Genomic DNA, 25,501 nt, shown 5'->3' with positions numbered 1-25,501 from the left:
CGGTTCGACGATGACGCTCTCGGAGGAGGCCCAGGACCGGTTGGCGGACGTAGTGGAGCTACAGCCGACGAAGAACTCCGAACTCCAGGAGCGCTGGGGAATGGACAGCGGCAGCGAGGTCCACCAGTACCTCGAGAACGAACTCGGCGACTACTACTTCCGGGACGACAACAGCCTGATCCGCGCGACCGCGGAGGCGGCCGACCTGGTCGACGTCGAGCCGGGCATCGAGAGCGATCCCGAGTCCGACGGCGTCCCCTCCAAGATCCGCGTGCCCGAACTACAGGCCCGGATCGTCGCGGTACTGGCGGGTCCCGAGGAGCGATCCGAGAGCGTCGTCTCGGTGCTCCACAAGCTCCGAGACGAGTACGACGTCGATCCCGGGGCCGAGGACGTCCGTTCGGGCCTCCAGAGCCTGCGCCGGAAGGGTGTCGTCGAGGTCGAGTACCGCACCGTCCCCACGTTTCGGCTGGTGGTCGAGCGCGACGACCTCGAGGTTTCCGTCTCCGATTGACGCCTCGGTCGGGGACGCGTCATACCCCCGGTCGCCGTCTCCGCCGGCGGTCCGCGAGGAGTTGTTGTACCCGTTTTCCGGGCCCGCCCTCGATCGGCCAGCCGCGGGTACGCCAGACCGGCGGCTCGGGTTCGAACTCGCCACAGGTGCCGGAACACTCGGCGGTCGTCTGGGAGCAGCCCTTGGCGGCGCAGTGGGGGAGCGCCTGCACACCGTCTCGAGCGCACAACTCGAAGTGTCGGCAGTCGGGACGCATCGTGTCGACGAACGACCGCCAACCGCGTTCGTAGGCCCGCTCGGCGATCGCGAGCCGTTTCGCGGCTTTCCACTCGGGGTCGACGTACTCGAACCGGGCGGCGGAGTCGTCCCGCTCTCCGCCGTCGGGACGCTCGAGGATTCGGCTCCCCGACTCGTCGATCGCGAGCGATCGGGGGTGCCACTCGACCTCGGCGGTCAGGTCGTCGGGCTCGAGTGTGAGGATCCCTGCCTCGACCGGCAGGTCCTCGAAGAGCGCGGGTTCGACGCGCTCGTCCGTTTGTCGGGTTGCAACCCAGACTTCGTCGGCCAGCCCGACGGCGACGTCGTACTCGAGTTGCGAGGCGAGCGCGCGGGCGGCGCTGGCGTCCAAGTCCGGTTTGTTCTCGATCGCGACGACCCGCTCGAGCCAGTCGGGATAGATCCACTTTCGCCGGATCTCGATACGATTGCCTCTCTTTCGCGTCTCGAGGATCCCGCGGTCGTCGGCGCGGTGGATCGCTTCGCGGACGTATCGCCAGGGGTAGCCTGGCTGTGGCAGGGCATCGCGGTAGTAGGCCCACTCTGCAGGAGCGTTGCCGACGACGTGGCGGAGATCGCTGTCGAGCCGTTCGAGGCCGAAGTTCGCTCGCCGGCGGAGGCCGTCGCGGTTGCATTCGAGGACGATCGTGTCCCAGCGACGGCGCTTCGTCCCGAGTTGGCGAGCGACGATGATCGCGGTGTCGTCGCTGACGGAGTCGTCCCCGGGCGGCCACTCGAGTTCGGCCCACCGGCAGGTCCGCAACTCGAACGCGAATTCGCTCTCGGGGTCTCGAGTCACTGTTCTCCGTAGGGTCAGGGTCACTATGTGTGCTACGGTGCGTTCGTCCGTTTCCGACCCACCACGGTGGAAAGCAGGATCGGGCCAGAACGACAGTGACGGAGTTCGATGGCTTTCGCTCCGATTTCGGACGGACGCGGGTGCCGTGGCTGACTGCGACGTAGTGGTCGCGCTGACCGTCGCGAAGGCCTTCCCGACCGTGCGGCAGACCGCAACGGTCGCGTCGAACTCGACGAACGCCACGAGTACGCCGCCGACGGTGACTATCGTAGCCACTGACAGTCATTGCACGCCTGATCGCACGACACCGTTAGGATCAGGGTGTGAATCGTTTGTATCCTATCGCAGGATCGAAGCGACGATTCCGGGCGGAGTGCCGCCGTGGCTATTCTTCGTCCTCCTCGCGTTCGTCGAGGAACTCGTGGGCCTCCTCGAGGATTTCTCTGGGGCCGTCCTGCGTGACGGTGTTGATCGCCTGTTCGTAATCGCGCCACTGGAGGTCGCGATGTTCGTTTGACAGTTCCGCGCTCGCCTCGAAGGACTTCGCGACGAAGAGGTGAACGGTTTTGTGGATGGTTTTCCCGTTCGCTTCGAAGACGTAGTCGTAGTCCCTGCGAAAGCCATCGAGGAGTCGGAACTGTTCGATACCTGCCTCTTCCGTTACTTCGCGGATCGCCGTCTGCTGTAGTTCTTCATCTCCTTCGACACCGCCCTTGGGAAACTCCCAGTCACCTGGGCGGCTCTTGAGTAGAAGATACTCGCGCCGGCCCCGCGTATCGCGGAAGAGGATCGCGCCTGCGCTCGTAGCTTCGACTGCCATTACGTGGGCTAACAGGTGCGACGTTAAGAGAATATCGGACTGTTCGTCCAGCGTATACTGATTCCTGTCCGATTCCCGCCGGTCACCGGGCGATCGAGTGCCGTCGATGACCGACTGCGGACGTGATCGTCCCGTCTCAGCAGGTTTTTACGCTCCCACCGTGGACGTATGCGACAACACCAGCTATGACCTTCGTCACCCGTCTCACCCTCCAAAGCGGCGATCGCGCCGCGCTCGATGGCATCGTCGAGGACATCAAAACCAACGCGGAACGAAAGGGGGCAGCGCTGAAAGGTCCCCACTCCCACCCGCCGGAGACGTTCTCGGTTCCACAGCGCTGTCGGCTCCACGCCGACGACGACCGCCAGTTCTCCTCGTGGGAGTACACCGTTTTCACCCGCGAACTCGAGATCCACGGCCACGACAGCCTCGCACGCAACATCGCCGCACAGAGCTTCCCCGACTCGGTCCACATCGAGGCCGAGGTCGAACAGATCCACGGCGCGGGTCGCGGGAACTGAGACGGTCCCTCGTCCCGTGTGACCGGTGACCCCCTGGCCCATCCCTGGGGTCGCCGGCCCTGACTGCCAGCGGTCCGTCTGCGGACGACGCTCTTCGTTCGGATCGTCTGTTGGCGCTTTCCCTCGTCTCTGCCGTGCTCGGATGGGGTGAGACGGTTCCGGGCCAGGTCGACCCAGTCGCGGCTCTCCCGGCCGGTCGTCTTCCCACCGTTTCGGCGAGACAACGTTCCGTTTGCCGCGCAACCGTTCCGCACAATTACTGCATGACATCCCGTGAGCACACCTGTCATGACGGACCAACCCAGCGAGATGGCGCGACGGCGACTCGTCCAGCTACTCGGTGCCGGGGCCGCAGCCGGTATCGGGGTTTCGACGACGGCTGTAGCTGGCGACCGAGGACCCGCACAAGCCGTACAGGCCGACCAGACGGACGGTGACGACGAGAGTGACTCGGGTCTCGTTACTGTCGAAAGCGACGCCGATTTCGAGACGACGGTGTCTCGGGTCGAACCCGCGCTCGAGGAACGGGAGTTGACGCTGGTAGCGACCGTCGATCACGCCGCAAACGCCGAATCGGTCGACCAGTCGCTGCCGCCGACGACCCGTTTCTCTTCGGGGATCCGACCGTCGGAACGCCGTTCATGCAGACGGAACGGTCGGTGGCGATCGATCTCCCACAGAAACTGCTGGTCTGGGAAGACGACGGGGACGTCTTCCTGACGTACAACGATCTGGAGTTTCTCGCGATGCGCCACGGGCTCGACACCGCGGACGAGAGCCTGACCGGAATCGCGGATGCGATCGCCGATCTCGTCGCCGCGATCGCCGGCAACGAATAACGACACCGACCAACCGGACCGGCGATCGATTCCACCCGACACCAGCGGCAGCGCTTTTTACCGTTCCCGACGAGGACAAACCATGACCGCAGACGACCTCGTTTCGCTGCGCCGAGACCTTCACCGGAAACCCGAACCCGCCTGGCGGGAGTTCTATACCACCGCACGGATCGTCGCGGAACTCGAGTCCCGACTCGGCGACGACCTCGCCGCCCTCCACGTCGGTCCCGACGCCATCGCGGGTGACAAGCGGATGGCCGTCCCCGACGACGCGGAACTCACCCACTGGTACGAACGGGCCCAGGAGACGGGCGTCGACGAGGCTGTCCTTGAGCGACTCGAGGGCGGCGCGACGGGTGCGGTCGCCGTCCTCGAACGGGGCGAGGGACCGACCGTCGGCCTCCGGGTCGACATCGACGCCCTGCCGCGGCGGGAATCCGACGACCCGACTCACCACCCCGTCGCCGAGGGCTTTCGCTCGGAACACGAGGGCGCGATGCACGCCTGCGGGCACGACGCCCACGCGACGATGGGAATCGGCGTCCTCGAGCGAGTCGCTGAGAGTGACTTTTCGGGCACGCTGAAGGTGTTCTTCCAGCCCGCCGAGGAGGTCATCGGTGGCGGGAAATCGATGGCGGAGAGCGAGCACATCCGGGACGTCGATGCCCTGCTCGCGGTCCATATCGGCCTTGACCATCCGACCGGCGAGGTCGTGGCCGGCATCGACGGCTTTCTCGCGGTGTCGCACCTCGAGGCCGAGTTCACGGGCGAGTCGGCCCACGCCGGCGGCCACCCCGAGCAGGGACGAAACGCGGTGCAGGCGATGGCGACGGCCGTCCAGAACCTCTATGCCATCCCTCGGCACAACGACGGCACGACGCGGGTCAACGCGGGCGTCGTCGAGGGCGGGAGCGCCGCCAACGTCATCCCCGACGAGGCCAGAATCGTCGCCGAGGTCCGTGGCGAGACGACCGAACTGATGGAGTACATGAAGCGACGGACCCGACGGGTCCTCCGGAGCGCCGCCGAGATGCACGACTGCGAGGTCTCGATCGAGACCGGGCCCGAAGCTCCCAGCGCGACCAGCGACGCGGACCTCGTCTCGATCGTGGCCGACGCGGCGGGCGACACCGCAGGGATCGAGCGGGTGCTCGAGCGCGACGAACTCGGCGGGAGCGAGGACGCGACGTTCCTGATGAAGGCGGTCCAGGAAAACGGCGGGACGGCCTGCTACGTCGGGGTCGGGACCGACCACCCCGGCGGCCACCACACCGCGACGTTCGACGTCGACGAAGCGAGCATCGGCCACGGGATCGACGTACTCGCGGGAGCAATCGAGCGAATTAGCCATCGACACACCTGACCGAGACGTTCTCGACCGATCTCGAGCGGGAGTGGCCGGGAGCGGGCTCCGAGCAACGCGAGGGGTTCTCGACTCTACGGAGGAGCAAACTCTTCCGAACATCGCGGAAACGAAGGTTCCGCTCAACGGGGGAGGGCAGGCAGTTGCCCGGTAATCGACCGTGAGCGAACGGATGCGCGGCGCGAAGCGTCGCGGGAAGGCGAGCGGTGTAGCCGTGAGCCAGTGAGCGAGCGGGCCGATGACTGACCTGGAGCGAACGAAGTGAGCGCGTTCATATCCAGCAGGTCATACGCCAAAAAGCCGTTACTATGCACATAAATGACTCTTTCTATCGGTCAGCTATTAGAATCAGAATTATCATTTACCACCAACTTTCGCAGAGATCACGTATCGCTGTTCAGTCTCGTAATCTGTAGGATGGACATAGGAAGTTTGTCACTGTCGTAGAGAACCATATCCGCGCGTGGACAGGCATGGACTGCGACTTCTGATCGCGTTCGCGGCCTTTCTTCCAGATAGAGACGTATACTTCGTCAACTCCGACGGACTCAGCGTGATCGACGGAGTTATAAACAATCTTTTACAGGCAAACATAGTATTAAAGCACAAGCAGAACTAACTAATATATATATATATATATATATATATATATGTCTGAGATACGACTAATGCTATTTGGCATCGCTGTAATTCTCGTGAGTGGATTTAGAATTCTCTCCGGATTGATTCACCAGTGGACAGGTTTAACTCCAAACAACGAACTAGCTCAGTTTGGCTTGATTGCTGGGCTCATCATCACCTTGCTCGGATTCCTGTATGGTATTTTCGCCGATGCTGTACAAGGTACTTGAACTATTCAAGAAATGACCTACATATCCTTAGACTCACATCAAAAACCACAATTTACAAATATTATCAAATGTAATTTACTGTGGGTAAAAAATACACAGATATGCTGGCGACTTAGATATGGAGCATCAGATCAAATTCCGTCGCCTTATCTCAGAGCGTTCCAACTCCGTCGATAATTATACCGAAAACCAGAACGAGACGCACTCAAGCACGCTATCCGAGCAACGCTCTGAGATCAACAATGTGCTACGCAAGAGTGTTTGAAGATTTCACCGAGAGCGCGGCGAAGCCGCGCTCGCAGCGTAAAATTTCGTCTCTAGTACTTGGGCTCGGCCCCGGTCGTCTCGTAGACCGTCTCCATCAGCTCGTCGCGCCGAGCCTGCCAGCCCGCCAGCCCCTCGGGACTGGTCGGGTAGTTCTCGTAGTGGGCGAGCAGTTCGTCGGCCCGGCGCTTGGTCTGGTAGAGGTTCCAGATGGTCCCCCAGTGACCGCGGCTCTTGACCAGCGCCTCGAGTTTGAGTTTGAGCCCGATGTCGGTACTGCCCGAGTACAGCGCCTCGGCGAGTTTGTCGCCGGGCATGGCGGCGAGTAAGCCCATCAGGTCGTCGACGTCGACGGCCGTCGAGAGGATGTTGTAGACGTCCAGGGCGGCGTAGCGCGCGCCGAAGTGGTCCATCACCTTCTGGTTGTACTCCCAGAGGACGTCTTCGCCGTAGTCGTCCGTCTCGAGGGCTTCGATGGCCCGCTCGGCGGCGTACTTGCCGCCGTAGGCGGCCCCGGCGATGCCGCCGCCCGTGGTGGGGTTGACGTGGCCGGCGGCGTCGCCGATGGCCATATAGCCCGGATGGACGGCGGAGTCGTAGGGTCGCCGCGTCGGGAGCGCCGCGCCGAGTTTGTCCTCGACTTCCGCGCCGTCGAACTCGGGGCGGTTCTCGAGGTCGCGTTTGAGGTCGTCGACGAGCTGCATCGGTTCCTCGGTCATCTGGAAGCCCAGGCCGGCGTTGATCTCGGTGTCGGTCCGCGGGAAGTACCAGAGGTAGCCCGCGGCGCGTTCGGTCGGCTTGAAAACGAGCGCGTCGTCCCACTCGACGGGTTCCTCGACGTGGACGATTTCCCGGTAGGCCGAACAGAAGTGGCTGTAGTTGACGTTCGTGTCGAACGTCGAGTCCGAAAAGTCGACGTTGTCCTGCAGGACGGACAGCGAGCCCGCGGCGTCGATGACGATGTCGGCCTCGTACGTGAGGGGGTCGCCCGTGCGGATCGCCTCGACGCCCGTGACGCGACCGTCGTCGGCCTGAACGACGTTTTTGACGACGGTATCGTAGTGAAAGTCGACGCCGACGTCCTCGGCGCCGTCGATGATCCGCCGGCCGTACTCCCAGCGGTCGATGACGGCGAGTTCGCCGGGGACCGGAATCTCGAGGACGGTATCCTCCTGTGGGATCTCGAAACGGCCGTGGTCGACGCCCGTGTTCGTAAAGGCCGGCTCGAGTTTGGACTTCGGGATCGCCTCGGGGAAGGCGTCGGCACCCTTCAGCGCGTCACCGCAGGCGATGTGGCCCGCCTCCTCCTCGTCCTTTCGCTCGAGGACGACGACGTCGTATCCTTCCCGGGCGATGGTCGCTGCGGCGTAGCACCCTGACGTTCCGGCACCGACGACGACCGCGTCCGGCGACCGCGTCGTCGCGGCGGCGGCCGACTGTTCCTGCGTACTCATACCAACAGTGTGGACACCGCGGTAAGAAAACGTTTTATGGTCGATCCGGTCGCGAGACGGGGACACTCCCGACTCGGGACTCGGCGGTTCCTAGAACGCGTAGTGGGTCGCTTGCGAGGCGACGATCAGCCACGTGATCAGGAGGGCGTTGACGAACGCGCCGGTCCAGATCCGGCCGGTGCGGTGGAAGAAGTACGTCGACACCACCGCGATGACCGGCAGCAGGGCGAGGAATTGGAAGGCGATGATCGTCTGTAGCGCCGTGATCGGGATCGCGAGCGCGCCGGTGGCGAACAGGGTGCCGTACTGGATCACGAGCAGGAGCGCGAACCCACCGGTCAGGATCACCGCGTTCGTCGCCATCGCCCGCGGGAGCGACCGCGTCGTCTCCGGCGTTCGGAGTCGGCCGTGCAACAGGACCCCGAGCGCGACGAAGAAGGCGAGGAATGCCGGGAGATAGGTCACGAAGATCCGGGCGTGGACGGCCGACATGAGCTTCAGTCCGAGGACCCAGGCTCGGAAGTCGGTCATGAACAGCGTATCGACGATCCACAGCAGGACGTAGAGGCCGCCGACCGCGCCGACCGCGACCGCGAGCGATTTCGCGATCGTCCTGATCCCGTCGCCGAGATCGAGCCCGTATCGCTCGTCGAAGAGCGACCGACCGGTATCGCGGTGCCACAGCCCGAACAGACCGGCGATGACGACGACGTTCGCGAGTGCCCAGAGGACGATGCCGTTCGTCTCGCCCTGGGGCGTGACCGGAGTCACTGGCACCGACCCGCTGCCGATCAGCATCGTCGGATAGTAGAGCACGACCGGGATCACGGCCGCGAGCAGGGCCGCGACGTACCAGCCGCGGTCGCGCTCGGTGACCGCGTCGGGAACCGTCCGCGTCGCGTCGGCGAACGGCTCCCGGCCGGTCAGCACGGAGCCGGCGGGCACCAGGAAGAGGAACCCGCCGAGCAGGGCGATCGCCGTTCCGATCTCCTTCCAGTACCAGACGTGATCGCCCGGCTCTTCGTCGGCTCCCTCGAGGGTCTGTTGCGTCCAGCCGACGGTATCGGAGACGGCACTCGGCGTGTGGTGTGCGCCGGGGTGTGTCGTCCGCGGCGTGTACAGCGCCCTCGCCGTGCCGTCGTCGATCGAGCCGTAGACCTTCCCCTCGTCGATGCCGTCTTCGGTGCCGAAGACGGACTGCAGTTTCTCGCTCTCGGGCGTCGCCGGCCCGGCCGCGGACCCCCACATCAGCCAGTGGAACTCGTCGTAGTCCGCGAAGACCACGCCGAGGTTCCGCGGGAACGTCTCGTTGCCCTCCGGCGCGCCAGCCGACCCCGTCGACGAGCCGACGAGCACGATCGATTCGTAGCTGTTCGGATGTTCCGCGGCGGCCGAGACCGCCGCCCAGCCGCCCATCGAGTGACCCTCGAGGCCGATGTTGTCCTCGTCGACCAGTTCGTGATCGGCGAGGTACTCGAGTGCTGGCGGGCCGCCCCAGCCGTTCGCGAAGGCCGGCGGATCGGAGTAGCCGTGGCCGGGTTGGTCGATCGCGAGGACGACGTGACCCCGGCGTGCGTACTCGATCGCGAAACTCGATTGGGTTTCCTTGGAGTTGATGTAGCCGTGGATCGCGAGGACGCCGGGTGCGGGGTCGTCCGCACTGACCCCGTCGGGAACGTAGAGGTAGCCGTCGATCGTCCCGCCGTCGTCCGTCTCTATTTCGACCTGTCGAACGTCGATCTCTCCCCCTGCCGTCTGCCCCCAGTGGGCGAGTGCACTCCCGCTGAACACGAGCAGCAGCGAGAGCACGAGCAACCCGACCTGTTTGCGTCTCGATGGCATCGCTACGACCCTCTCCACTCCTTGAAAATAAAAACTACGATGATTAATAACAATATTTACCGATTGCCGGTGAGCGTGAGTAACAGCGGAACGGTCGTTCGCCCCAGTCAGTGCGCTGTTTTGGTCGGCACAGCCGTCACAAATAAAGAGTTTTAGTGAGGTCGGCCGTACGTCCCCGTATGACAGAGTACACCATCGAGTTCGTCGGGACGGGTGAGACGATCACCTGCTCCGACAAGGAGACGATCCTGAGTCGGTGTCTCGAGACGGGCATCGCACAGGAGTACTCCTGCCGGGTCGGGATGTGTCTGGCGTGTACCGCGGAAATTCTCGAGGGCGAGGTCACCCAGCCCGCGGCTCGCGGACTGACGGACGAAGAGGCCGAGAACTACGCGTTGACCTGCATGGCGCGACCGCAGTCGGATCTGAAACTCGAGCGCGGGAAGTACCCACCGAGTATCGAGGGCGATCTCGCTGGCGGCGCGACCGACGGCGCGGTCGCAGACGACTGAGACGGTCTCCTGTCCCGATTTACTGGTGGTCGGGCAAGACCATTCGCGGGAACACTGTCACTGACTGACAGCGGACCGTCCGATCGCCGTCAGTCGGCGACTGCACAGTTGTTCGGCCCGAGTTCGAGTTCGAACGCCGTCTCCTCGTCGACGGTCTCGAGTCCGAGATTCGTCGCCACGATGCGCTCGTGGTTCGATGGCCGCGGTGGCAGGTCGCTCGTCGCGTGGTCGACGAACTCGGCTTCGTCCATCGAGAGCGCAGCGAGCCGCTTCCGGAGGTGCCCGAGTCGGTTCGTATACGTTCCATCCGCCCGCGGTTCGGCGGCATCACTGTAGTGACCCGGGGCGATCGTCGTCTCGTCGGGATACCCGAGGACACGATCCTGAAGACTCTCGTACAACTGCCGAGCGGCGGCGACCGCACCGTCGTCGCCACGTTCCAGATCCGGCCGGCCGACGCCCTCGAGGAACAGCGTGTCGCCGGTGAACAGGGTATCCGAGTCGCCGCCCGCCAGACGAATGGAGATCGATTCGGTCGTGTGACCCGGCGTCGCCACAACGGTCAGCGTCGCGTCGCCGACGCGCAGTTCGTCGCCATCCTGCTGAGCTTGCGAAGCAGGGCTCGCGGAACTTCGTTCCGCCGCGTCCTCGACGATCGTGGCGTCGAACGCGAGGCCGCGTTCCGTCGCGCCCGCGGGGACGACCGCCGTCGCGTCGGTTCGGTCCGCGAGCGTCCGGACGCCGCTGACGTGGTCGGCGTGGACGTGCGTGTCGATGGCGTATTTCAGTTCCGCGGCGTCCTCGGCGTACCGGTCGGCGAACGCTCGAAGGGGATCGATCACCGCCGCCTCACCGCCGCTGTAGATCGCGTAGGCGAGACAGCCACTCGAGGGGCGATCGTACTGCAGGACCGTCGCGGGGGCGTCGACCTCGAGTTCGCGAGCCGTATAGTGGTCCGCCCAGGCGTCCATCCCGCCGGCGAGGTTTCGGGCGTCGATACCCGCGTCCCGAAGCAGGCCGACCGCGTGTCCGCTCGCTTCGCCGTGGCCACAGACCGCGAGGATCGGCTCGGTCAGGTCGGCCACGAGGTCGGTCACGCCGCCGGTGGCCTCCGCCTGGATGAACTTCATATGTGGGATCTGGACGGCCTCGATCCCCTCGCCCTCGAGGTGCCAGCGCTCGAACTCGTCGCGGTCGCGGACGTCGAGGACGGTCATCGGATCGCCGGATCGCAGCCGCTCGGCCAGCGTCTCGGGAGCCATCGAGGCGGGGTCGTCGGCCGCTCGGTCGCCGGCATCGCTCCGGTCGCTCATGGCGATCGGTACGCGTTCGTACCGGTTAAAGCCGCGGCTGGCTCGAACGGCCACCAACGTTCAACACGCCTCGCGGTGTCGTCCCGGTATGGACGCCGCCGAATTCCAGGAGACGGTCGAGGAATCGAACGCCGTCGAACTCGAGCGACTCGGTTCGTCGAAACTCCTCGTCGCGCTCACCGACGCGGACCTCACCGAGGAGACGGTCCTCCGGACCGCTGCGGGAAGCGAACGGGCCGCGATGGAAACCCTCGAGGCGTGGATCGACGACGAGGACCACGACGACGCACGCGAGTTCTTCGTGGCGTCTCGCGATCAGGAACGCGACCACTACGACCGGATCACGGCCATGCTCGAGGACGGCGAGGTCGACGCTGGCAGCGTCGATCCGATGCACGAACGGCTTCGATCGCTCGAGACGCCGACGGCTCGCCTCGGCGGACTCGTCGGTCGGGCGCTGGTCAGTGATCGAACGCACCTCCAGCTCGTGGGGTTCTTCGTCAACGAGGGCGACGAGCAACGGGCCGACTGCTTCCGGGAGTTACGGACCGAAACGGCCACACAGGGTGACCGGGCGGCCGAGTTGCTCGCGGACGTCTGTGCGGGCAGCGAGGACTGGCGTCGCGCACGGACGGTCGCCGAGGACGTGATCGACGTCGCGTACGACGCGTACGCGGACTCGCTGGACGAACTCGGACTCGATCCGAGACCGATCTGTTGAGCGGTGTGGATGGGATCGTCGGCTCCGAACCGGAATCGGGGCCATAGAACGGTCTCGACCGGAGAGAGAACGAATCGGATGTGACTGCAAACTGGACTCGAATCGCCGACGCGTGGCTGCTGCGAGCGGTGTTACTCGACGAAATCGATGTCTTCGCCCTCCGCGGGCGCTTCGGGCTGGACGGGCTCTTCCCCGTCGGGCCGGCCGTAGATCTGGGGGGACTCGACGCCGGTGACGACGATCATCGTCCGCATGCTGCCCTCGAGGCTCTCGTCGATGGAGGTCCCCCAGATGATGCGGGCGTCGGGGTCGATCCGGTCGTAGATCTCCTCGACGACGCCTTCGGCCTCCTCGATGGCCATGTCGTTGCCACCGGTGACGTTGACGAGTGCGGAGCTCGCACCCGAGATGTCGACGTCGAGCAGTGGGGAGCGTAGCGCGGTCTTGACCGAATCCTCGGCTTTGGCTTCGGAGTCGGATTCGCCGAGACCGATCATGGCGACGCCGCCCCGTTCCATGACGGTGCGGACGTCGGCGAAGTCCAGGTTGACGAGGCCGGGTTTCGTGATGAGTTCGGTGATGCCCTTGACGCTGCGCATCAGTACTTCGTCGCTGACCTTGAACGCCTGCCGAACGGGCAGTTTGCCCACCGAGTCGAGCAGCCGATCGTTGGGGACGACGATCACGGTGTCGGAGACGTCACGCAGGCGCTCGAGGCCGGCTTCGGCGTTGGTCCGGCGGACCTCGCCTTCCGCGGTAAAGGGCGTCGTGACGATCGAAATCGTGAGCGCGCCGGCCTCGCGGGCGGCCTTGGCGACGACCGGTGCGGAGCCGGTGCCGGTGCCGCCGCCCAGACCCGCCGTGACGAAGACCATATCGGAGCCGTCGATGGCGTCGTAGATGTCCTGCTGGCTCTCGAGGGCGGCCTCTTCGCCGACCTGTGGGAGCGAGCCGGCACCGCGACCGCCGGTTTTCTCCTCGCCCATCAGGATCTTGGTATCGGCGTCGATCTCGACCAGGTGTTGTACGTCGGTGTTGGCGGCGACGAGTTTCGCGCCGTGGATGCCTTCCTCGTGCATGCGGTTGACCGTGTTCCCGCCGGCACCGCCACAGCCGACGACCGTGATGTCGGTCTGGAGGTCCTGCAGGACGTCTTCCAGCTCGTCGTCGGTCATCGTCCCTGTTTGCCGGCCGTCCGATACGTCGCCGTCGGGAGAGTTCCCGTCGTCCGACGCGGCGTCGCCGGGGATCGTTCCCTCCCCGTCTTCGGCCTCGTCGATTGCGTCGTCGATTATCGAGTCCATTCTTGCTCCTGTCTAAACGATGGAGCATAATTACCTTTCCCCTACACGTCAGCCGGGCGTCTGACACATTATTATGATATTACTTGTATGTGTATCTATAGATCGAATTCGCCAGTCTGAGGCGAGTAAGATCGTATTACTGTCGCTTGAGGAATCGATCAGATCTGGAATCGACGCGTCCGCTCGGTCCGAACCATCTCTGGGCTGATAGTTTCCCCGTCGACGATAACCGATTCGCCGTCGGCGAGCGTCCCGAACTTCGGTCCGTCCGGCACGCCGGCTTCCCGTGCCAGATCCGGGTCGAAGGCCGTCTCTTCGGCGACGACGGCGTCGTCCTCGACCGTCACCGTGTCGTACTTCGACTCGAGGACGGCGGCCAACCCCTCGACGATCTTCTCGCGTGGCTCACTCTCGGTGTCGGAGTCGGCCCCGACGTCAGCGTCGGGGGCTGCGACCCGCAAGCCGACTCTGCTCCCGCCGTTGTCGGTCGCGAAGGCCACGGTGTTCGCTTCGACGATCGTCCGGACGCGGTCGGGATCGATCCCCTGTGCGGTACTCACGAGGTCGGCCGGCAGTTCGACGACGCTAACCGACGCCGTGAGCCGATCGCCGAAGCGGATCCCGTCGTCGACGGCACCGAGATCGGACTCGACCGCGTCGACGACCTCGAGGGGGCGGTCGTCGACCTCGCGCAGCCAGGTCTCGCTGACGATCCGGCAATCGATGGTCGCGAGCGTCTCCTCGAGAACCGGCCACTCGCCATCGAGCAACGCGATCTCGGCGTCGCTGGCGTCGAACGCGCGCTCAAGAACCTCCCGGTGAGCCGTGGGGTGGTCCATCGCCTCGAGTGCCCAGTCGGGTGCAACGTGGCCGACCGCCCACGAGGTGTTGCGAACGATGCGCCCGAATCGCGGGGCGTAGTGGTTGCCCCCGAAACCGACGACCTGTCGGGGGCGGTGTGGGTCGACGTCCCGAAGCTCGAGGACGGCGCGAGCGACGGCGTCGGCAGCGGCGCGGTCGTCCCACTGTTCGTCGCCGCTGCCGAGTTCGGCAAAGAGGGAGGGACAGCCAACGGCAGAGGGGCCGTGGTGGGTTCCTTCCATCCCCACGTCGTACTCATCGGGCGCGTACTCCTCGAAGGCCGCGAGCAAGCGTGCCAGCGCGTTGGGGGCGGCTTCGGCCAACGAATCGGGCTCGCCGCCGAACTCGGCCGGGCCGAAGTTGCCCGTGAAATGACCGGTCAGCAACGGGCCGGTGTCGCCGGAGTGTCGCGACGCGAAGACCAGCAGATCGGGATCGCAGTCGAAGGCGTCGGCGGGGCGCTCGAGTTCGATGTGGAGGTCGTCGAAGGAGCGCAGTTCGGCACCGTCGGTCCGATAGTAGGTGCCGCCGCCGTCGGCTGCCGGGCGGTCGTCGTCGGTCCGTCGGTCCCAGTCGACGCGCTCGCGGAGCCGGTCACAGATGTGCTCGGAGGCGCGGTCGGCGCGGCTCTCGACGATGGCGATCACGAGCGAGCGTCGGTGGCGGGGAGACGAATACCCTGCGCTTTCGACCTAGCTCGTCCCCGCGGCGGTCGCCGGAGCGACTGCTTTCGTGGGATCGAGGTCGGGCGTCTCGTCGACTCCGACGTCGCCGGTTCTCGAAGGCAGCCAAACCGGAGCGTTTCCACTGGTAAATACGCGTTGCGAGAGCGTCCCATAGCTTTTCCATTGTAGAGAGATAACACATATCGTAGTGATCTGACGACCGCGGCGAGCGATCATCGGTCGAACGAGACGGCGTCGTCCACCGAGACGGAACGCGGCGCAACGGGAACGGACCAGTTCATGGACCATCACCTCGCTGTCGATGAGGTCAGCGCGCTCGTTAGCGATCACGCCGTCGCGCTGTTCGATTCGAGAGGGAACGTCACCTCGTGGAACGACGGGGCCGAGCAGCTCGTGGGATACGACGAGGAGCGGATCGTCGGATCGCACTACCGGGCGTTCTTCCCGGCGGACGCGCGGGAGGCCGAACGCCCGGAGCGGTTGCTCGAGCGGGCGCGATCGGACGGTGCCGTAGAGGACGAGGGAGTGCGGGTCGGGAGCGCCGGACGCCAGCTCTGGGTCCGCGAGGTACTCGCCGCGCTCGGCGACGACGGCGAGATCGGAGCGAACGCGGGCGACGCCGAACTGGCGGGATACATCTGGTACGTCTCCGACCGTACCGCCGAACACGAGCGCGAGCGGGCACTCCGCGAGGAGAAAGCCGTCGCCGAGACCGTCGTCGAGGTGCAGCCGGACATCCTCTATGCGTTCGATGCGGCGGGGAATCTGATCGAGTGGAACGAGCAGTTCGAACGGGTGGTCGGCTACCGGCCGGACGAACTCGCCGGCATGGATCCGCTTCGGTTCATCGCACCGGCCGATCGAGACCACATCGGCGACGCGATCGAGCGGATTCTCGAGGAGGGCGAGCGCGTGACCGCCGAGGGACGGATCCTCACGAAAGACGGCGCTCGGATCCCACACGAGTTCAACAGCGCCCGGATCACCGGCGACGACGGGATCGTGCTGGGATTTACCGGGGTCGGTCGCGACATCAGCGAGCGGAAGACCCGCGAACGGGAACTCGAGCGGCTCGAGCGCCTCAACGCGATCGTGCGGCGGATCGACGAGACGATGGTCGCGGCGGAGTCCCGTGACCGAATCGAGACCGCGGTCGTCGAGGAGTTCGCGGCCGCCGACGGGTACTGCTTCGCGGGTATCGGGCGGGAACCTTCTGTCCCGACGAGCGATGGCCACTCGTGGCAGCCCGCGGTCTGGGCGGGAATCGACTCGACGTCGGTCGGAGACGTCCTCGCGTCGTTCATCGACCCGCCAACCGACACAGCCGGCGCGTCGCCGTTCGAAACGCGGCGCGTCCAGCGGTACCAGCACCTCCAGGAGAGTGCCGTCGACGAGTGGCAAGCCGACGCTCGCGAGCGCGGCTACGGCTCCGTCGCGCTCGTTCCGATCGTCGCAACCGATCGGGTCTTCGGTGTGCTCGTGATCGCCGCCGACGACCCGTCGGCGTTCGCCGATCGAGAGTGTGAGGTGTTACAGGAGTTCGGGGTTACCATCGGCCACGCGATCAACGCGACGGCGATCCGCCGACTCCTCTATACGGACAGCGTCGTCGAACTCGAGTTCGAGTCCACCGACCACGGGGACGCCTGTATCGCCCTCTCAGCCGAGACTGCCACGACTATCGCGGTCGACCACGTGTTGCCCCTCAACGACGTGTTCGTCTACTACCTTACCGTGCCCGACAGCGATCCCGACGCGGTTCGCGACGCTGCGGCCGATTTGCCCGCGATCACGGAACTGCGTTGCATCGACGTCAGCGAGGCCGAGAGCTACTGGGAAGTCGTCGTCCGCGGGTCGACGATCAGCGAACTGCTCGTGGGGTACGGTGCGCGGCTGCAGTCGAAAGTCGTTCGCGACGGCGTCGCAGCGCTGACGGTTCAGGTAAGTCCCGACGTCGACCTCCGGGAGTTCGTCGACGCGGTCACGTCGGCCTACCCCGACACCAGACTCGTCTCGAAACGAACCGTCGATCGGCCGGTCGAGACACGCGGCGACTTCCGGCAGACCGTCGAATCGAGCCTCACCGAAAAACAACGTCTGGCCCTCGAGGCAGCCTACCACGGCGGCTACTTCGAGTGGCCGACGCGAAACAGCGACGCCAGCGAAATCGCCGACCGGCTCGGCATCGCTCGCCAGACGTTCCACCAGCATCTCCGCGTCGCGCAGGCAAAGCTGCTCTCGGCGTATTTCGGCGCGAGCGACTGACGATAACTCGGCGATACCAGAGCATGCTGGTACACCCCTTTCCCCCGCTCGTCGTCTTGCTCCACCAATGAGTCAGGCCCTCGACACTGCGCCGACAACGACTGCGTTGACGGCTCTCGCGGAGCCACGGCGGCGATACCTGCTCGCCACGCTACTCGGGCGCGAGGACACGTCCACACCCGACGCGACGTCGGAGTCGATGTCGGTCGCCACGCTCGCAACCGAGGTTGCGGCCACGGAACACGACAGTCCGATCGTCACCGACGACCAGCGCGAGCGAACCCTGACCACGCTGGTTCACGCCCACATTCCACGGTTGATCGACCACGGTATCCTGACCCGACGGTCCGACGGGGAGACGACGGCGGTCGCGCTCGCCGATCACCCGCTTCTCGAGACCGAGTGGGTACGGGCGCTTCTCGCGGATCCGACCGGCGAGGAGTTCCCCGCCCCCGAGGCGACGCTGAATCGAACGCTCGAGGCCCTGCGTCGCCCGCGTTACCGAACCGTCTGTACCGTCCTCGCGAGGCAGCGCGGGACCGTTCCCGTCGCCGATCTCGCGGCACTGGTCGTGGCACGGGAGGACGGTGACGGGACGCGGCTGGTCGACGTCACCGAGGCAGCGTGTACGGCTGCCGCAACGATGCTCGTCCACGAGGCGCTGCCCGCGCTTTCGGATGCAGGGCTCGTCGCGTACGACGACGCCGAGAGACGCGTCGAACTCGCGACCGACGCCCCACAGTGGGGGGCCGACTGGCTGCTCACGGGGCCACTCGCGGACGCGGCCGACCCCATCCGAACGGCTCGAGACCGCACCGGCGGTCCTGCCAGCGCGGCGCCAGCGACGACGGAGCCGACCACGGAGGGGAGTACCGGGAGTGAAGACGCGTGCGTCAACAGTTGTCGGACGATCAGGGGCCGAGAATCCGTCGTCGCGGCGGGACTCCAGATCGCCGACAACGCCGACGAGGAGCTGTTCGTGACGGTTCCGGACCCCGACCTGGTTCAACAGACGTGCCTCGAGCACTGGCGGAAGGCCACCGAGCGGGGGGTCGACGTGTACGTCGGATCCTATTCCCCGCGGGTTCGCGATACCATCCGCTCAGCGGTTCCAGAGGCGACCGTGTGTGAGCCACGACTCGACTGGCTCAACTTTCCGATCGAACGGGGGAACCACGGCCGTATCGTCTTCGCCGACCGAACGACGGCGATGATCGTGACGAGGGACGACTCTCGCCCGGAGACGGACCCGCGAATCGGTGCGATCACCGGTCACGGACGGCGGAACGCGCTGGTCTCGCTCGTGTGCGAACACATGTGTCCGCGTCTGGATCGGCTCACGGCCGAGGGCGACGCCCAGGACGAGACGCCGCTCTCGATCTGAGTCGGCGGCGACGAACCGTTCGACGGGGTTCGATCAGGGAACCAGGAGGAAGAGAAATCCCGCGTAGCCGACGATGAGGATCGCGCCGTCGATCCGCGTCAGTCGCCGGCCGTACCCCATCATCCCGACCAGCAGGAGGGTAAAGGCAACCATGACGGGGAGTTCGAACCGGAGCGTGGCCGGCTGGATCTCGATCGGCGTGATGATGGCCACGATCCCCAGGACGGCGACGATGTTGTAGATGTTCGAGCCGACGACGTTTCCGACGGCGAACTCCGCCTGCCCGCGGATCGCACCCACGACCGAGGCCGCCAGCTCCGGCAGCGACGTGCCGAGTGCGAGGACCGTCAGGCCGATCACGAGATCCGGGACGCCCAGTGCCGACAGCAGTCCCGTCCCACCGTCGACGAGCCACCGAGAGCCACCGACGAGAACGATCAACCCACCGACGACGAGTGCAACGTCTCGAACCGAGACGCCCGCTCCCGCGTCGTGATCCTCCGCGACCGACGGCGGGTCCGCGCTGGCGTAGTACAGCAAGAACGCAGTGAATCCGGCAAGCACCAGCAGGAAGACCACGCCCTCGAGGCGGCCGATCCGCCCGTTCGCACCCAGGACGACCAACAGGACGGCCGCGAGTGTCATCACGGGAACGTGTCGACGGAGCACTCGCTCCGCGATCGGCAGGGGCTTGATCAACGCGGCGGCCCCGAGGACCAGGCCGATATTCGCGATGTTCGAGCCGACGATCGTCCCGAGCCCGATATCGCTCGAGACGTTCAGCGCACCGATCGTCGAGACGAACAGTTCCGGCGCTGTCGTCGCGAACGCGATTACCGTCACGCCGACGGTCGTCGCCCGGAGCCCGATTCCGAGCGCCAGCCGCCCCGCACCGGCGACCAGCAACTCCGCACCGGCATACAGCGCGACGATCCCACCCGCCACCAGGAGGAGATCGAGCGGGGTTCCCGAGAGCATGGCGGCGGCTACTCAGGAGAGCCCTAAAAGCGACGCGAAACGGACGCCGTCGGCAGGCGCGTCGGGTCGGCCGGCACCCAGCGGCACACGACGCCGGTATGGCGGTGTCCGTCGCCGAAGCCAGACCCATTATAGGCCCACCCGACCGAATGGCAGAGAGACAAATGGCTATGGACGTCTACGGACTGCTCGGCAATCCGGTCGGCCACTCGCTGTCGCCGCCGATGCACGAGGCCGCCTACGACGACTGCGGCCTCGAGGCCCGCTACGTGACCTTCGAACCCGACGAAGGCGATATCGAAGACGCGATCCACGGCGCTGACGCGCTCGGTATCGCGGGATTGAACGTGACGATTCCGTTCAAGCAGGCGGCCCTCGAGATCGTTGCCCCCGAAGATCTGGCGACCAGAATCGGCGCGGTCAACACGATCGACTTCTCGGGATCGGGGCCGCCGACGGGCTACAACACCGACGCCGTCGGTGCGTTGCGCGCGTTACGCGACCACGATGTCGGGATCGACGGCGCGCGAGCCGTCGTCGTCGGTGCCGGCGGTGCCGGCCGGGCGATCGCCTTCGGCCTCGCGGATGCCGGCGCGAGGGTCGCGATCGCCAATCGAACCGAAGCGACGGCTCACGCGCTGGCCGAGGAAGTCCCCCGCGCGAGCGGCCACGGCCTCGCGGAACTCGAGGGACTGGTCGCTAACGCCGACGTGCTGGTCAACGCGACGAGCGTGGGCATGGAGGAAGACGCGACGCCGGTTCCGGCCGACGCGCTGCACGAGGAATTGGCCGTCCTGGACGCGGTCTATCGACCCCTGGAGACGCGGCTGTTGGCCGACGCAGCCGACGCGGGAGCGACGACCGTCGACGGCGCGTGGATGCTCCTCTATCAGGGTGTCGAGGCGTTCGAGATCTGGACCGGCCGGGACGCGCCGGTCGACGTGATGAACGAGGCGCTTCGGGCCCGGCTCTGAGAGCCCACCGCCGTCCGAAGCGAGCGGCACCCCGAAGTAGTCCACTAGTATCAGACGAATTTAAGTGTTGGAACCGACTACACGCCGATAATGGCACTCCTCCAAAAGCTGAAGTCCCTGTTGGGGTTCGACGAGTCGAACTCGGAGCGCGGGGGCACTCGAGAGGTCGGGGTAACGGTCGAGCGGGAAGGGTCGAGCGACGACGGCAGCGACCCCACCGAATCGCCACGGTCGACCACGGCCGACTCGAGCGTTGGGGGATCGACGGCGTCGCCAGCGGAACCGACCGACACACCGGAGGAGGCCGCTGAGCCGGCGGAATCGACCGAATCGGGGACCGACGACGCGGCTCCGACTGCGGAAACGGCCGGGCAGGCCGCCGACGAGCCGACTGCGGCAGCCCGTCCCGCGGACCCGGTCGACGAAGCCGAACCCGACCGAACCGACGACGCCGAGACCGACGACGAGCCTGCCGACTCCGAACCAACCGATGCAGTCGAGCCCGACCAAACCGACGACGTCGAGATCAACGACGACCCCGTCGACTCGATCAAGGGGATCGGCCCGGCCTACGCCGACCGGCTCGCCGACGCCGGCGTCGACACCGTCGGCGAACTCGCCGCTGCGGACGCCGCCGAACTGGCAGACCAGACGGATCTCTCCGAAAAGCGCATCCAGGGCTGGATCGATCGCGCCGAACTCCGATAACGGAGCCGCGACGACCCGTCGTCCACACCCCGACCCCCCATCTGTTTCCTCGAGACGTCCCGTCTCAACGTTCCCGTCGAGACCCGAAATCGCAAGAGGATTAGTTACCGCCCCCCTCTCGAGGGCTATGAGCGATCCGCGCGTCGTCACGACGCTGGATTCGTTTCGCGCCGCCGCTCGCGACTGCGACGACAGTGTAGCGGGCGCGGAGCGTGACCAGTCGGCGCGCGCCCACTGTCGCGTCCCCGTCGAAGTTCGCGTGACCGTCGACGATCCGTTTCGCGCCTATCGCCGAGCGCGCGACGGCGAGGGGGGTGCCTTCCTCGAGACGACCGGCGGCCAGCCCGGCTGGGGCTACTTCGGCGTCGATCCCGTCGATCGGCTCACCGTCGGCCCCGATGCGGTCACCCGAACCGACGACGGTCGGTCGCCGACGCTCGCCGCACTCGAGGGGCTGCTCGCGAGCGACCGGCTCCGCCGTGGCGACTGCGACGTTCCCTATCCCTGCGGAGCTATCGGCTGGGTAGCCTACGACGTCGCCCGCGAACTCGAGACGCTGCCCGATTCGGCCGTCGACGATCGAGCACTGCCCCGCCTCGAACTCGCGGTCTACGATCGACTCGTCGCCTGGGAGGAACCGACCGACGGCGCGGTGACGATGCGGATCACGGCCTGTCCGCGGGTCGGCGTCAACCCCACGGCCTGGACGGAGAGCGACCTCGAGGCAGCCTACGAACGGGGCCGCGACCGGGCGCTCGAACTCGCCCGTGCCGTTCGCGACGGCGATCCCGAGATCGGCGAGCCGCCCGTCTCGGGGACGGAAGCGACCTTCGAGAGCGACTGTGGCCGCGCGGCCTTCGCCGACCGCGTGCGTCGGGTCAAGGAGTACGTCCGCGAGGGAGACACCTTTCAGGCGAACGTCTCCCAGCGGCTGGTCGCGCCCGCCGTGGTCCACCCGGTCGCCGCCTACGACGCCCTGCGACGGGTCAATCCCGCCCCCTACTCCTGTCTGCTCGAGTTCCGCGCGGCCGACCTGGTGAGCGCGAGCCCGGAACTCCTCCTCGAACGCGACGGCGACTTCGTCCGGACCGAGCCCATCGCCGGGACGCGACCCCGTGGGGCGACGGCCGAGGCGGACGCCGCCCTCGAGGAGGCCCTGCTCACCGACGAGAAAGAGCGGGCGGAGCACGCGATGCTGGTCGACCTCGAGCGCAACGACCTCGGGAAGGTCTGCGAGTTCGGCTCCGTCACCGTCGACGAGTACCGGCGGATCGACCGCTACTCCGAGGTGATGCACCTCGTCTCGAACGTCACGGGTCGACTCCGCCCGTCGGCGTCGCTCGCGGACGCGATCGCAGCCACCTTCCCCGGCGGGACGATCACCGGCGCGCCGAAACCGCGAACGATGGCGATCATCGACGAACTCGAGGCGACCCGGCGCGGCCCCTACACGGGCAGCGTCGGCATCTTCGGCTTCGACGGCCGAGCCACCCTCGATATCGTCATCCGGACGCTGGTCCGCCACGCCGACGAGTACCACCTGCGGGTCGGTGCGGGGATCGTCCACGACTCCCAACCGGACCGCGAGTACGACGAGACCCTCGACAAGGCCCGCGCGCTCATCACGGCGGTCGACGACGCGCTCGGCGAGCGGGCCGACCTGGGACTCGAGGCGGAACGCGGAGGTGAACGGCGTGAGTAACGAGCACGGCGACCGGCCGTCGGCGAGCGACCGCAGCGAACGGATACTCGTGATCGACAACTACGATTCGTTCGCGTACAACCTCGTCCAGTACGTCGGCGAAGTCGCGGACGAGGTGCTCGTCCGGCGAAACGACGAGATCGATCTCGCAGGCGTTCGCGACCTCGAGCCGACCGGAATCATCGTCTCGCCGGGACCCGGAACTCCACAGGAAGCGGGCATCTCGATTCCCCTGTTCGCGGAGACGGAGTACCCGATTCTGGGCGTCTGCCTCGGCCACCAGGCGCTGTGTGCGGCTAACGGCGCGCCGGTCGTCCACGCCCCCGAAGTCGTCCACGGGAAGCCGTCGACGATCACCCACGACGGGACGGGGGTCTTCGACGGACTCCCCGAGACGTTTCGGGTCGGCCGTTATCACTCGCTGTCGGTCGAGCGCGCTGGCCTGCCCGCGACGCTCGCGGAGACCGCCCGGACGGCAGACGAGCGCGGCGTCCTGATGGCGGTCCGCCACCGCGAGAAACCACATCTCGGGGTGCAGTTCCATCCCGAGAGCATTCTCACGCGCAGGCACGAGGACGCCGCGGACGGCGACGGCATCTCGCTGTCGGTCGGCAAGCGAATGATCGCGAACTTCTGTCGGTTCGCCGCTCGAGTCGACGCGTGATCGGCCCGCCCGAATCGTCGCCCGGGCGGGCCGATCGGCGGCCCGTCACCGCTCCCGATCGATCACCGCTACCTCGTCGGGTCCGGGACCGAGCACGACGCGGTAACCCTCGTACTCGAAGCGGACGGTGACGGGCGCGTTCGACTCGAGGACCGCGGTGAGAGCCTCGGCGTCGACCGTCTCGGACAGGGGTGGCAGGCCCGTCACGGCACGGTCCTCACGGGCCGCGATACACGTGAGTGCCGTGGCGAGTGCTGGGTGCATGGTGATCGTCGGGGAGTTCGAAGACCGTTACCGCGAACGTCGTCTCGCAGTCCGGACACGTGGCCGGGTCCTCGGTCGGTGCGATACGAATGTCGGTACCACAGTCGCAGTGGATGGTGATTCTCGAGACCATGGGTCGTTCTGTGTGGCCCCGACGCGGCGGTACACAACCCAGCGAGCGAGTCGGCGACAGGAGCGACCGGTCGGCGGGACGTCGGCACTTCTTTATTTCGCCAACGTCAATGGTGGATTGCTCCCGCGACGCGGGGGCAGCGTGTGAGCCGGAGCGCTTGGTTGGTCCTGGGCACTCCGGCTCAGCGCACTTTCGTGCGCGTCTGTGCGTTACGCAATCTACCCTAAAGAACGTTAGGATATTGACTGATTGGGAACTCAGATCGTGTCTCGAGAGACGGGACGACGGTCACGGTTCGTCCTTTCTCTATGCAAAAACGGGTGCCCCTACGGGGCAGGGCAATTGAGCGCCGCGCTAGCGAACAGTGGACTGGGCGATACAAGCCGATTAAGCGGTACTACCTTCTGGGTCGGGCGAGGTAGATCCTTGATAACGGTGATTGTCGGATTCGCCTACGAGGGTTTATCAGTGAACCCGTAACCAAACCCAGGCGTCATGCGACACCCATCGACGGGAGTATGACATCATTCACGGAGTCTCTTCAATCATGGCTTCCTACCTCCTTCGATTGGACATACACGCAAAAGTCTGATAAAACATATCCAATCATTGTCTTCTTATAGTCTTTTGATGCGATTAGAAAAATAAGTGCAATCAAGGCCAAGGACAATAGCATTATTATCGGCAATATGTCGATCGAATATACCTCCGGTCCACGTATTGTGATCCAAATGGGTACGTAGAGACAAATAGATACGAGGTATAATAGTAAGAGTATCAGAAAAACGGCCCACATCCCCCGACATAAGAGGTAAATCACCTCGAACCGTTCCGATCGCCAATTTTGTTCCTGGGATAAATTACTCATCACCATTGGATACAGACTGGAATTGCTTTTCAAATGCCAAATACCATACTCGTCACATGCTTCGACAAAAGAGTCAAACGGTATATCTAACTTCTCCTTCACCTCCTTTCCCCTAATCTTCTCACCGTTCATAACATCGTGGAAAACACCTCTATGTGGTCTGTACATGAAGTATAGGCGTTCTAATAGCAAAATAGGTACTTGGCTACCTCCTCGTTGTTCAATATTATTAGAATTAGGCGTAAAAAATAATTTATAGAATAGTTTTTCAGCTAGATTTGATAGTGTGTGCACCAATTCGCCAACTAACATTCCTAAAATAAACACCATGACGAGTATTGCAGCCAGATCTGAAAACGTACCGACATCACCAATAATTCCTTCAAAATGTCTTTGTGACAATAACGGTATCAATCCAAGAATTAGTACCGCTCCCGGGATAGATTTCGCAAAAAAATCAAAAGGGCCGAAGCTAACGGATGGGGTAACCATGTCTACTTATTTACAATAGGTCCTCACTTAAATGCATGCCCTGATACCCGCACCGTTCAGTCGAAAATAATGATCGCTCACAAGCCTATGAACTGACCGCCGGATCTCTATAGTAGCAACTGAAACGAT

The 25,501-nt window shown here is 65.0% G+C and carries 24 protein-coding genes; 13 read left to right on the top strand and 11 right to left on the bottom strand.

Features of this window, described 5'->3' with window-relative positions; genetic code table 11:
• Positions 1–10: 10 nt before the first annotated feature.
• Positions 11–514: a DUF5797 family protein gene (locus tag CP557_RS14365; protein WP_097380540.1), complete on the top strand. Its 504-nt coding sequence runs from the start codon at positions 11–13 to the stop codon at positions 512–514.
• Positions 515–533: 19 nt separating this feature from the next.
• Here CP557_RS14365 and CP557_RS14360 read toward each other — a convergent pair whose 3' ends face one another.
• Together CP557_RS14360 and CP557_RS14355 are read right to left on the bottom strand one after the other, a co-directional pair.
• On the bottom strand, positions 534–1,589 hold the full coding sequence (locus CP557_RS14360) for a DUF5787 family protein (protein ID WP_097381655.1): 1,056 nt from the start codon (positions 1,587–1,589) through the stop codon (positions 534–536).
• Positions 1,590–1,974: 385 nt separating this feature from the next.
• On the bottom strand, positions 1,975–2,409 hold the full coding sequence (locus CP557_RS14355) for a bis(5'-nucleosyl)-tetraphosphatase (RefSeq protein ID WP_097380539.1): 435 nt from the start codon (positions 2,407–2,409) through the stop codon (positions 1,975–1,977).
• A 185-nt stretch (positions 2,410–2,594) separates the two neighbouring features.
• Between CP557_RS14355 and CP557_RS14350 the strand changes: the two genes are divergently transcribed.
• The 4 genes from CP557_RS14350 to CP557_RS22210 all read left to right on the top strand — a co-directional run bounded on the left by CP557_RS14350 (position 2,595) and on the right by CP557_RS22210 (position 5,983).
• A complete protein-coding gene (locus CP557_RS14350; protein WP_097380538.1) occupies positions 2,595–2,930 on the top strand; it encodes an uS10/mL48 family ribosomal protein in 336 nt (111 codons plus the stop codon).
• A gap of 641 nt (positions 2,931–3,571) precedes the next feature.
• On the top strand, positions 3,572–3,769 hold the full coding sequence (locus tag CP557_RS23100) for a DUF302 domain-containing protein (RefSeq protein WP_245853017.1): 198 nt from the start codon (positions 3,572–3,574) through the stop codon (positions 3,767–3,769).
• An 82-nt stretch (positions 3,770–3,851) separates the two neighbouring features.
• Positions 3,852–5,132 (top strand): amidohydrolase, encoded by a 1,281-nt coding sequence (locus tag CP557_RS14340; RefSeq protein WP_097380537.1) that lies wholly within the window; start codon positions 3,852–3,854, stop codon positions 5,130–5,132.
• A 650-nt stretch (positions 5,133–5,782) separates the two neighbouring features.
• A complete protein-coding gene (locus CP557_RS22210; RefSeq protein ID WP_169924388.1) occupies positions 5,783–5,983 on the top strand; it encodes a hypothetical protein in 201 nt (66 codons plus the stop codon).
• Between the two features lie 317 nt (positions 5,984–6,300).
• Here CP557_RS22210 and CP557_RS14335 read toward each other — a convergent pair whose 3' ends face one another.
• Together CP557_RS14335 and CP557_RS14330 are read right to left on the bottom strand one after the other, a co-directional pair.
• Positions 6,301–7,701: a geranylgeranyl reductase family protein gene (locus CP557_RS14335; RefSeq protein WP_097380536.1), complete on the bottom strand. Its 1,401-nt coding sequence runs from the start codon at positions 7,699–7,701 to the stop codon at positions 6,301–6,303.
• Between the two features lie 90 nt (positions 7,702–7,791).
• Entirely contained in the window at positions 7,792–9,543 is a 1,752-nt protein-coding gene (locus tag CP557_RS14330) for an alpha/beta hydrolase (protein ID WP_097380535.1), read from the bottom strand.
• A gap of 179 nt (positions 9,544–9,722) precedes the next feature.
• Here CP557_RS14330 and CP557_RS14325 point away from each other — a divergent pair, with 179 nt between their 5' ends.
• Positions 9,723–10,055: a 2Fe-2S iron-sulfur cluster-binding protein gene (locus CP557_RS14325; RefSeq protein ID WP_097380534.1), complete on the top strand. Its 333-nt coding sequence runs from the start codon at positions 9,723–9,725 to the stop codon at positions 10,053–10,055.
• 89 nt (positions 10,056–10,144) lie between these two features.
• Here CP557_RS14325 and CP557_RS14320 read toward each other — a convergent pair whose 3' ends face one another.
• Entirely contained in the window at positions 10,145–11,368 is a 1,224-nt protein-coding gene (locus CP557_RS14320; RefSeq protein ID WP_097380533.1) for an MBL fold metallo-hydrolase, read from the bottom strand.
• 88 nt (positions 11,369–11,456) lie between these two features.
• Between CP557_RS14320 and CP557_RS14315 the strand changes: the two genes are divergently transcribed.
• Complete coding sequence (locus CP557_RS14315) at positions 11,457–12,089, top strand: rubrerythrin family protein (protein WP_097380532.1); 633 nt, start codon at positions 11,457–11,459, stop codon at positions 12,087–12,089.
• A gap of 131 nt (positions 12,090–12,220) precedes the next feature.
• Here CP557_RS14315 and ftsZ read toward each other — a convergent pair whose 3' ends face one another.
• A complete protein-coding gene (ftsZ, locus tag CP557_RS14310) occupies positions 12,221–13,393 on the bottom strand; it encodes a cell division protein FtsZ (RefSeq protein WP_097380531.1) in 1,173 nt (390 codons plus the stop codon).
• 158 nt (positions 13,394–13,551) lie between these two features.
• Complete coding sequence (locus CP557_RS14305; RefSeq protein ID WP_097380530.1) at positions 13,552–14,901, bottom strand: D-aminoacyl-tRNA deacylase; 1,350 nt, start codon at positions 14,899–14,901, stop codon at positions 13,552–13,554.
• A gap of 318 nt (positions 14,902–15,219) precedes the next feature.
• Between CP557_RS14305 and CP557_RS14300 the strand changes: the two genes are divergently transcribed.
• Positions 15,220–17,205 (top strand): bacterio-opsin activator domain-containing protein, encoded by a 1,986-nt coding sequence (locus CP557_RS14300; protein ID WP_097380529.1) that lies wholly within the window; start codon positions 15,220–15,222, stop codon positions 17,203–17,205.
• Between the two features lie 67 nt (positions 17,206–17,272).
• Positions 17,273–18,589: a DUF7344 domain-containing protein gene (locus CP557_RS14295; RefSeq protein ID WP_097380528.1), complete on the top strand. Its 1,317-nt coding sequence runs from the start codon at positions 17,273–17,275 to the stop codon at positions 18,587–18,589.
• Between the two features lie 33 nt (positions 18,590–18,622).
• On the opposite strand, the gene CP557_RS14290 is transcribed toward CP557_RS14295, so the two are convergent.
• Complete coding sequence (locus CP557_RS14290) at positions 18,623–19,567, bottom strand: calcium/sodium antiporter (protein WP_097380527.1); 945 nt, start codon at positions 19,565–19,567, stop codon at positions 18,623–18,625.
• A 170-nt stretch (positions 19,568–19,737) separates the two neighbouring features.
• Between CP557_RS14290 and CP557_RS14285 the strand changes: the two genes are divergently transcribed.
• The 4 genes from CP557_RS14285 to CP557_RS14270 all read left to right on the top strand — a co-directional run bounded on the left by CP557_RS14285 (position 19,738) and on the right by CP557_RS14270 (position 23,615).
• Positions 19,738–20,541 (top strand): shikimate dehydrogenase, encoded by an 804-nt coding sequence (locus CP557_RS14285; protein WP_097380526.1) that lies wholly within the window; start codon positions 19,738–19,740, stop codon positions 20,539–20,541.
• 90 nt (positions 20,542–20,631) lie between these two features.
• Entirely contained in the window at positions 20,632–21,249 is a 618-nt protein-coding gene (locus CP557_RS14280) for a helix-hairpin-helix domain-containing protein (protein WP_097380525.1), read from the top strand.
• A 127-nt stretch (positions 21,250–21,376) separates the two neighbouring features.
• Entirely contained in the window at positions 21,377–22,951 is a 1,575-nt protein-coding gene (pabB, locus tag CP557_RS14275; protein WP_097380524.1) for an aminodeoxychorismate synthase, component I, read from the top strand.
• Complete coding sequence (locus CP557_RS14270) at positions 22,935–23,615, top strand: anthranilate synthase component II (RefSeq protein ID WP_211290215.1); 681 nt, start codon at positions 22,935–22,937, stop codon at positions 23,613–23,615. The genes pabB and CP557_RS14270 overlap by 17 nt, the downstream gene beginning before the upstream one ends.
• A gap of 45 nt (positions 23,616–23,660) precedes the next feature.
• On the opposite strand, the gene CP557_RS14265 is transcribed toward CP557_RS14270, so the two are convergent.
• From CP557_RS14265 to CP557_RS22200, 3 genes are all read right to left on the bottom strand, one after another.
• A complete protein-coding gene (locus CP557_RS14265; protein WP_097380523.1) occupies positions 23,661–23,879 on the bottom strand; it encodes a HalOD1 output domain-containing protein in 219 nt (72 codons plus the stop codon).
• Positions 23,833–24,012, bottom strand: a complete 180-nt coding sequence (locus CP557_RS23095; protein WP_097380522.1) for a hypothetical protein — start codon at positions 24,010–24,012, stop codon at positions 23,833–23,835. The genes CP557_RS14265 and CP557_RS23095 overlap by 47 nt, the downstream gene beginning before the upstream one ends.
• A 541-nt stretch (positions 24,013–24,553) precedes the next feature.
• Complete coding sequence (locus tag CP557_RS22200) at positions 24,554–25,372, bottom strand: hypothetical protein (RefSeq protein ID WP_143825076.1); 819 nt, start codon at positions 25,370–25,372, stop codon at positions 24,554–24,556.
• Positions 25,373–25,501 lie beyond the last annotated feature (129 nt).

Source organism: Natrinema ejinorense (genome assembly GCF_002494345.1).
Taxonomy (GTDB): domain Archaea; phylum Halobacteriota; class Halobacteria; order Halobacteriales; family Natrialbaceae; genus Natrinema; species Natrinema longum.
The sequence above is the reverse complement of the archived record's forward strand: the minus strand, read 5'-3'. Positions and strand labels throughout refer to the sequence as shown.

Excerpts from the sequence above, each read along its gene's own strand:
- CP557_RS14365 (WP_097380540.1), top strand. The coding sequence starts at position 11 with ATGACGCTCTCGGAGGAGGCCCAGGACCGGTTGGCGGACGTAGTGGAG.
- CP557_RS14355 (WP_097380539.1), bottom strand. The coding sequence starts at position 2,409 with ATGGCAGTCGAAGCTACGAGCGCAGGCGCGATCCTCTTCCGCGATACG.
- CP557_RS14350 (WP_097380538.1), top strand. The coding sequence starts at position 2,595 with ATGACCTTCGTCACCCGTCTCACCCTCCAAAGCGGCGATCGCGCCGCG.
- CP557_RS23100 (WP_245853017.1), top strand. The coding sequence starts at position 3,572 with ATGCAGACGGAACGGTCGGTGGCGATCGATCTCCCACAGAAACTGCTG.
- CP557_RS14340 (WP_097380537.1), top strand. The coding sequence starts at position 3,852 with ATGACCGCAGACGACCTCGTTTCGCTGCGCCGAGACCTTCACCGGAAA.
- CP557_RS22210 (WP_169924388.1), top strand. The coding sequence starts at position 5,783 with ATGTCTGAGATACGACTAATGCTATTTGGCATCGCTGTAATTCTCGTG.
- CP557_RS14335 (WP_097380536.1), bottom strand. The coding sequence starts at position 7,701 with ATGAGTACGCAGGAACAGTCGGCCGCCGCCGCGACGACGCGGTCGCCG.
- CP557_RS14330 (WP_097380535.1), bottom strand. The coding sequence starts at position 9,543 with ATGCCATCGAGACGCAAACAGGTCGGGTTGCTCGTGCTCTCGCTGCTG.
- CP557_RS14325 (WP_097380534.1), top strand. The coding sequence starts at position 9,723 with ATGACAGAGTACACCATCGAGTTCGTCGGGACGGGTGAGACGATCACC.
- CP557_RS14320 (WP_097380533.1), bottom strand. The coding sequence starts at position 11,368 with ATGAGCGACCGGAGCGATGCCGGCGACCGAGCGGCCGACGACCCCGCC.
- CP557_RS14315 (WP_097380532.1), top strand. The coding sequence starts at position 11,457 with ATGGACGCCGCCGAATTCCAGGAGACGGTCGAGGAATCGAACGCCGTC.
- ftsZ (WP_097380531.1), bottom strand. The coding sequence starts at position 13,393 with ATGGACTCGATAATCGACGACGCAATCGACGAGGCCGAAGACGGGGAG.
- CP557_RS14300 (WP_097380529.1), top strand. The coding sequence starts at position 15,220 with ATGGACCATCACCTCGCTGTCGATGAGGTCAGCGCGCTCGTTAGCGAT.
- CP557_RS14295 (WP_097380528.1), top strand. The coding sequence starts at position 17,273 with ATGAGTCAGGCCCTCGACACTGCGCCGACAACGACTGCGTTGACGGCT.
- CP557_RS14290 (WP_097380527.1), bottom strand. The coding sequence starts at position 19,567 with ATGCTCTCGGGAACCCCGCTCGATCTCCTCCTGGTGGCGGGTGGGATC.
- CP557_RS14285 (WP_097380526.1), top strand. The coding sequence starts at position 19,738 with ATGGACGTCTACGGACTGCTCGGCAATCCGGTCGGCCACTCGCTGTCG.
- CP557_RS14280 (WP_097380525.1), top strand. The coding sequence starts at position 20,632 with ATGGCACTCCTCCAAAAGCTGAAGTCCCTGTTGGGGTTCGACGAGTCG.
- pabB (WP_097380524.1), top strand. The coding sequence starts at position 21,377 with ATGAGCGATCCGCGCGTCGTCACGACGCTGGATTCGTTTCGCGCCGCC.
- CP557_RS14265 (WP_097380523.1), bottom strand. The coding sequence starts at position 23,879 with ATGCACCCAGCACTCGCCACGGCACTCACGTGTATCGCGGCCCGTGAG.
- CP557_RS23095 (WP_097380522.1), bottom strand. The coding sequence starts at position 24,012 with ATGGTCTCGAGAATCACCATCCACTGCGACTGTGGTACCGACATTCGT.
- CP557_RS22200 (WP_143825076.1), bottom strand. The coding sequence starts at position 25,372 with ATGGTTACCCCATCCGTTAGCTTCGGCCCTTTTGATTTTTTTGCGAAA.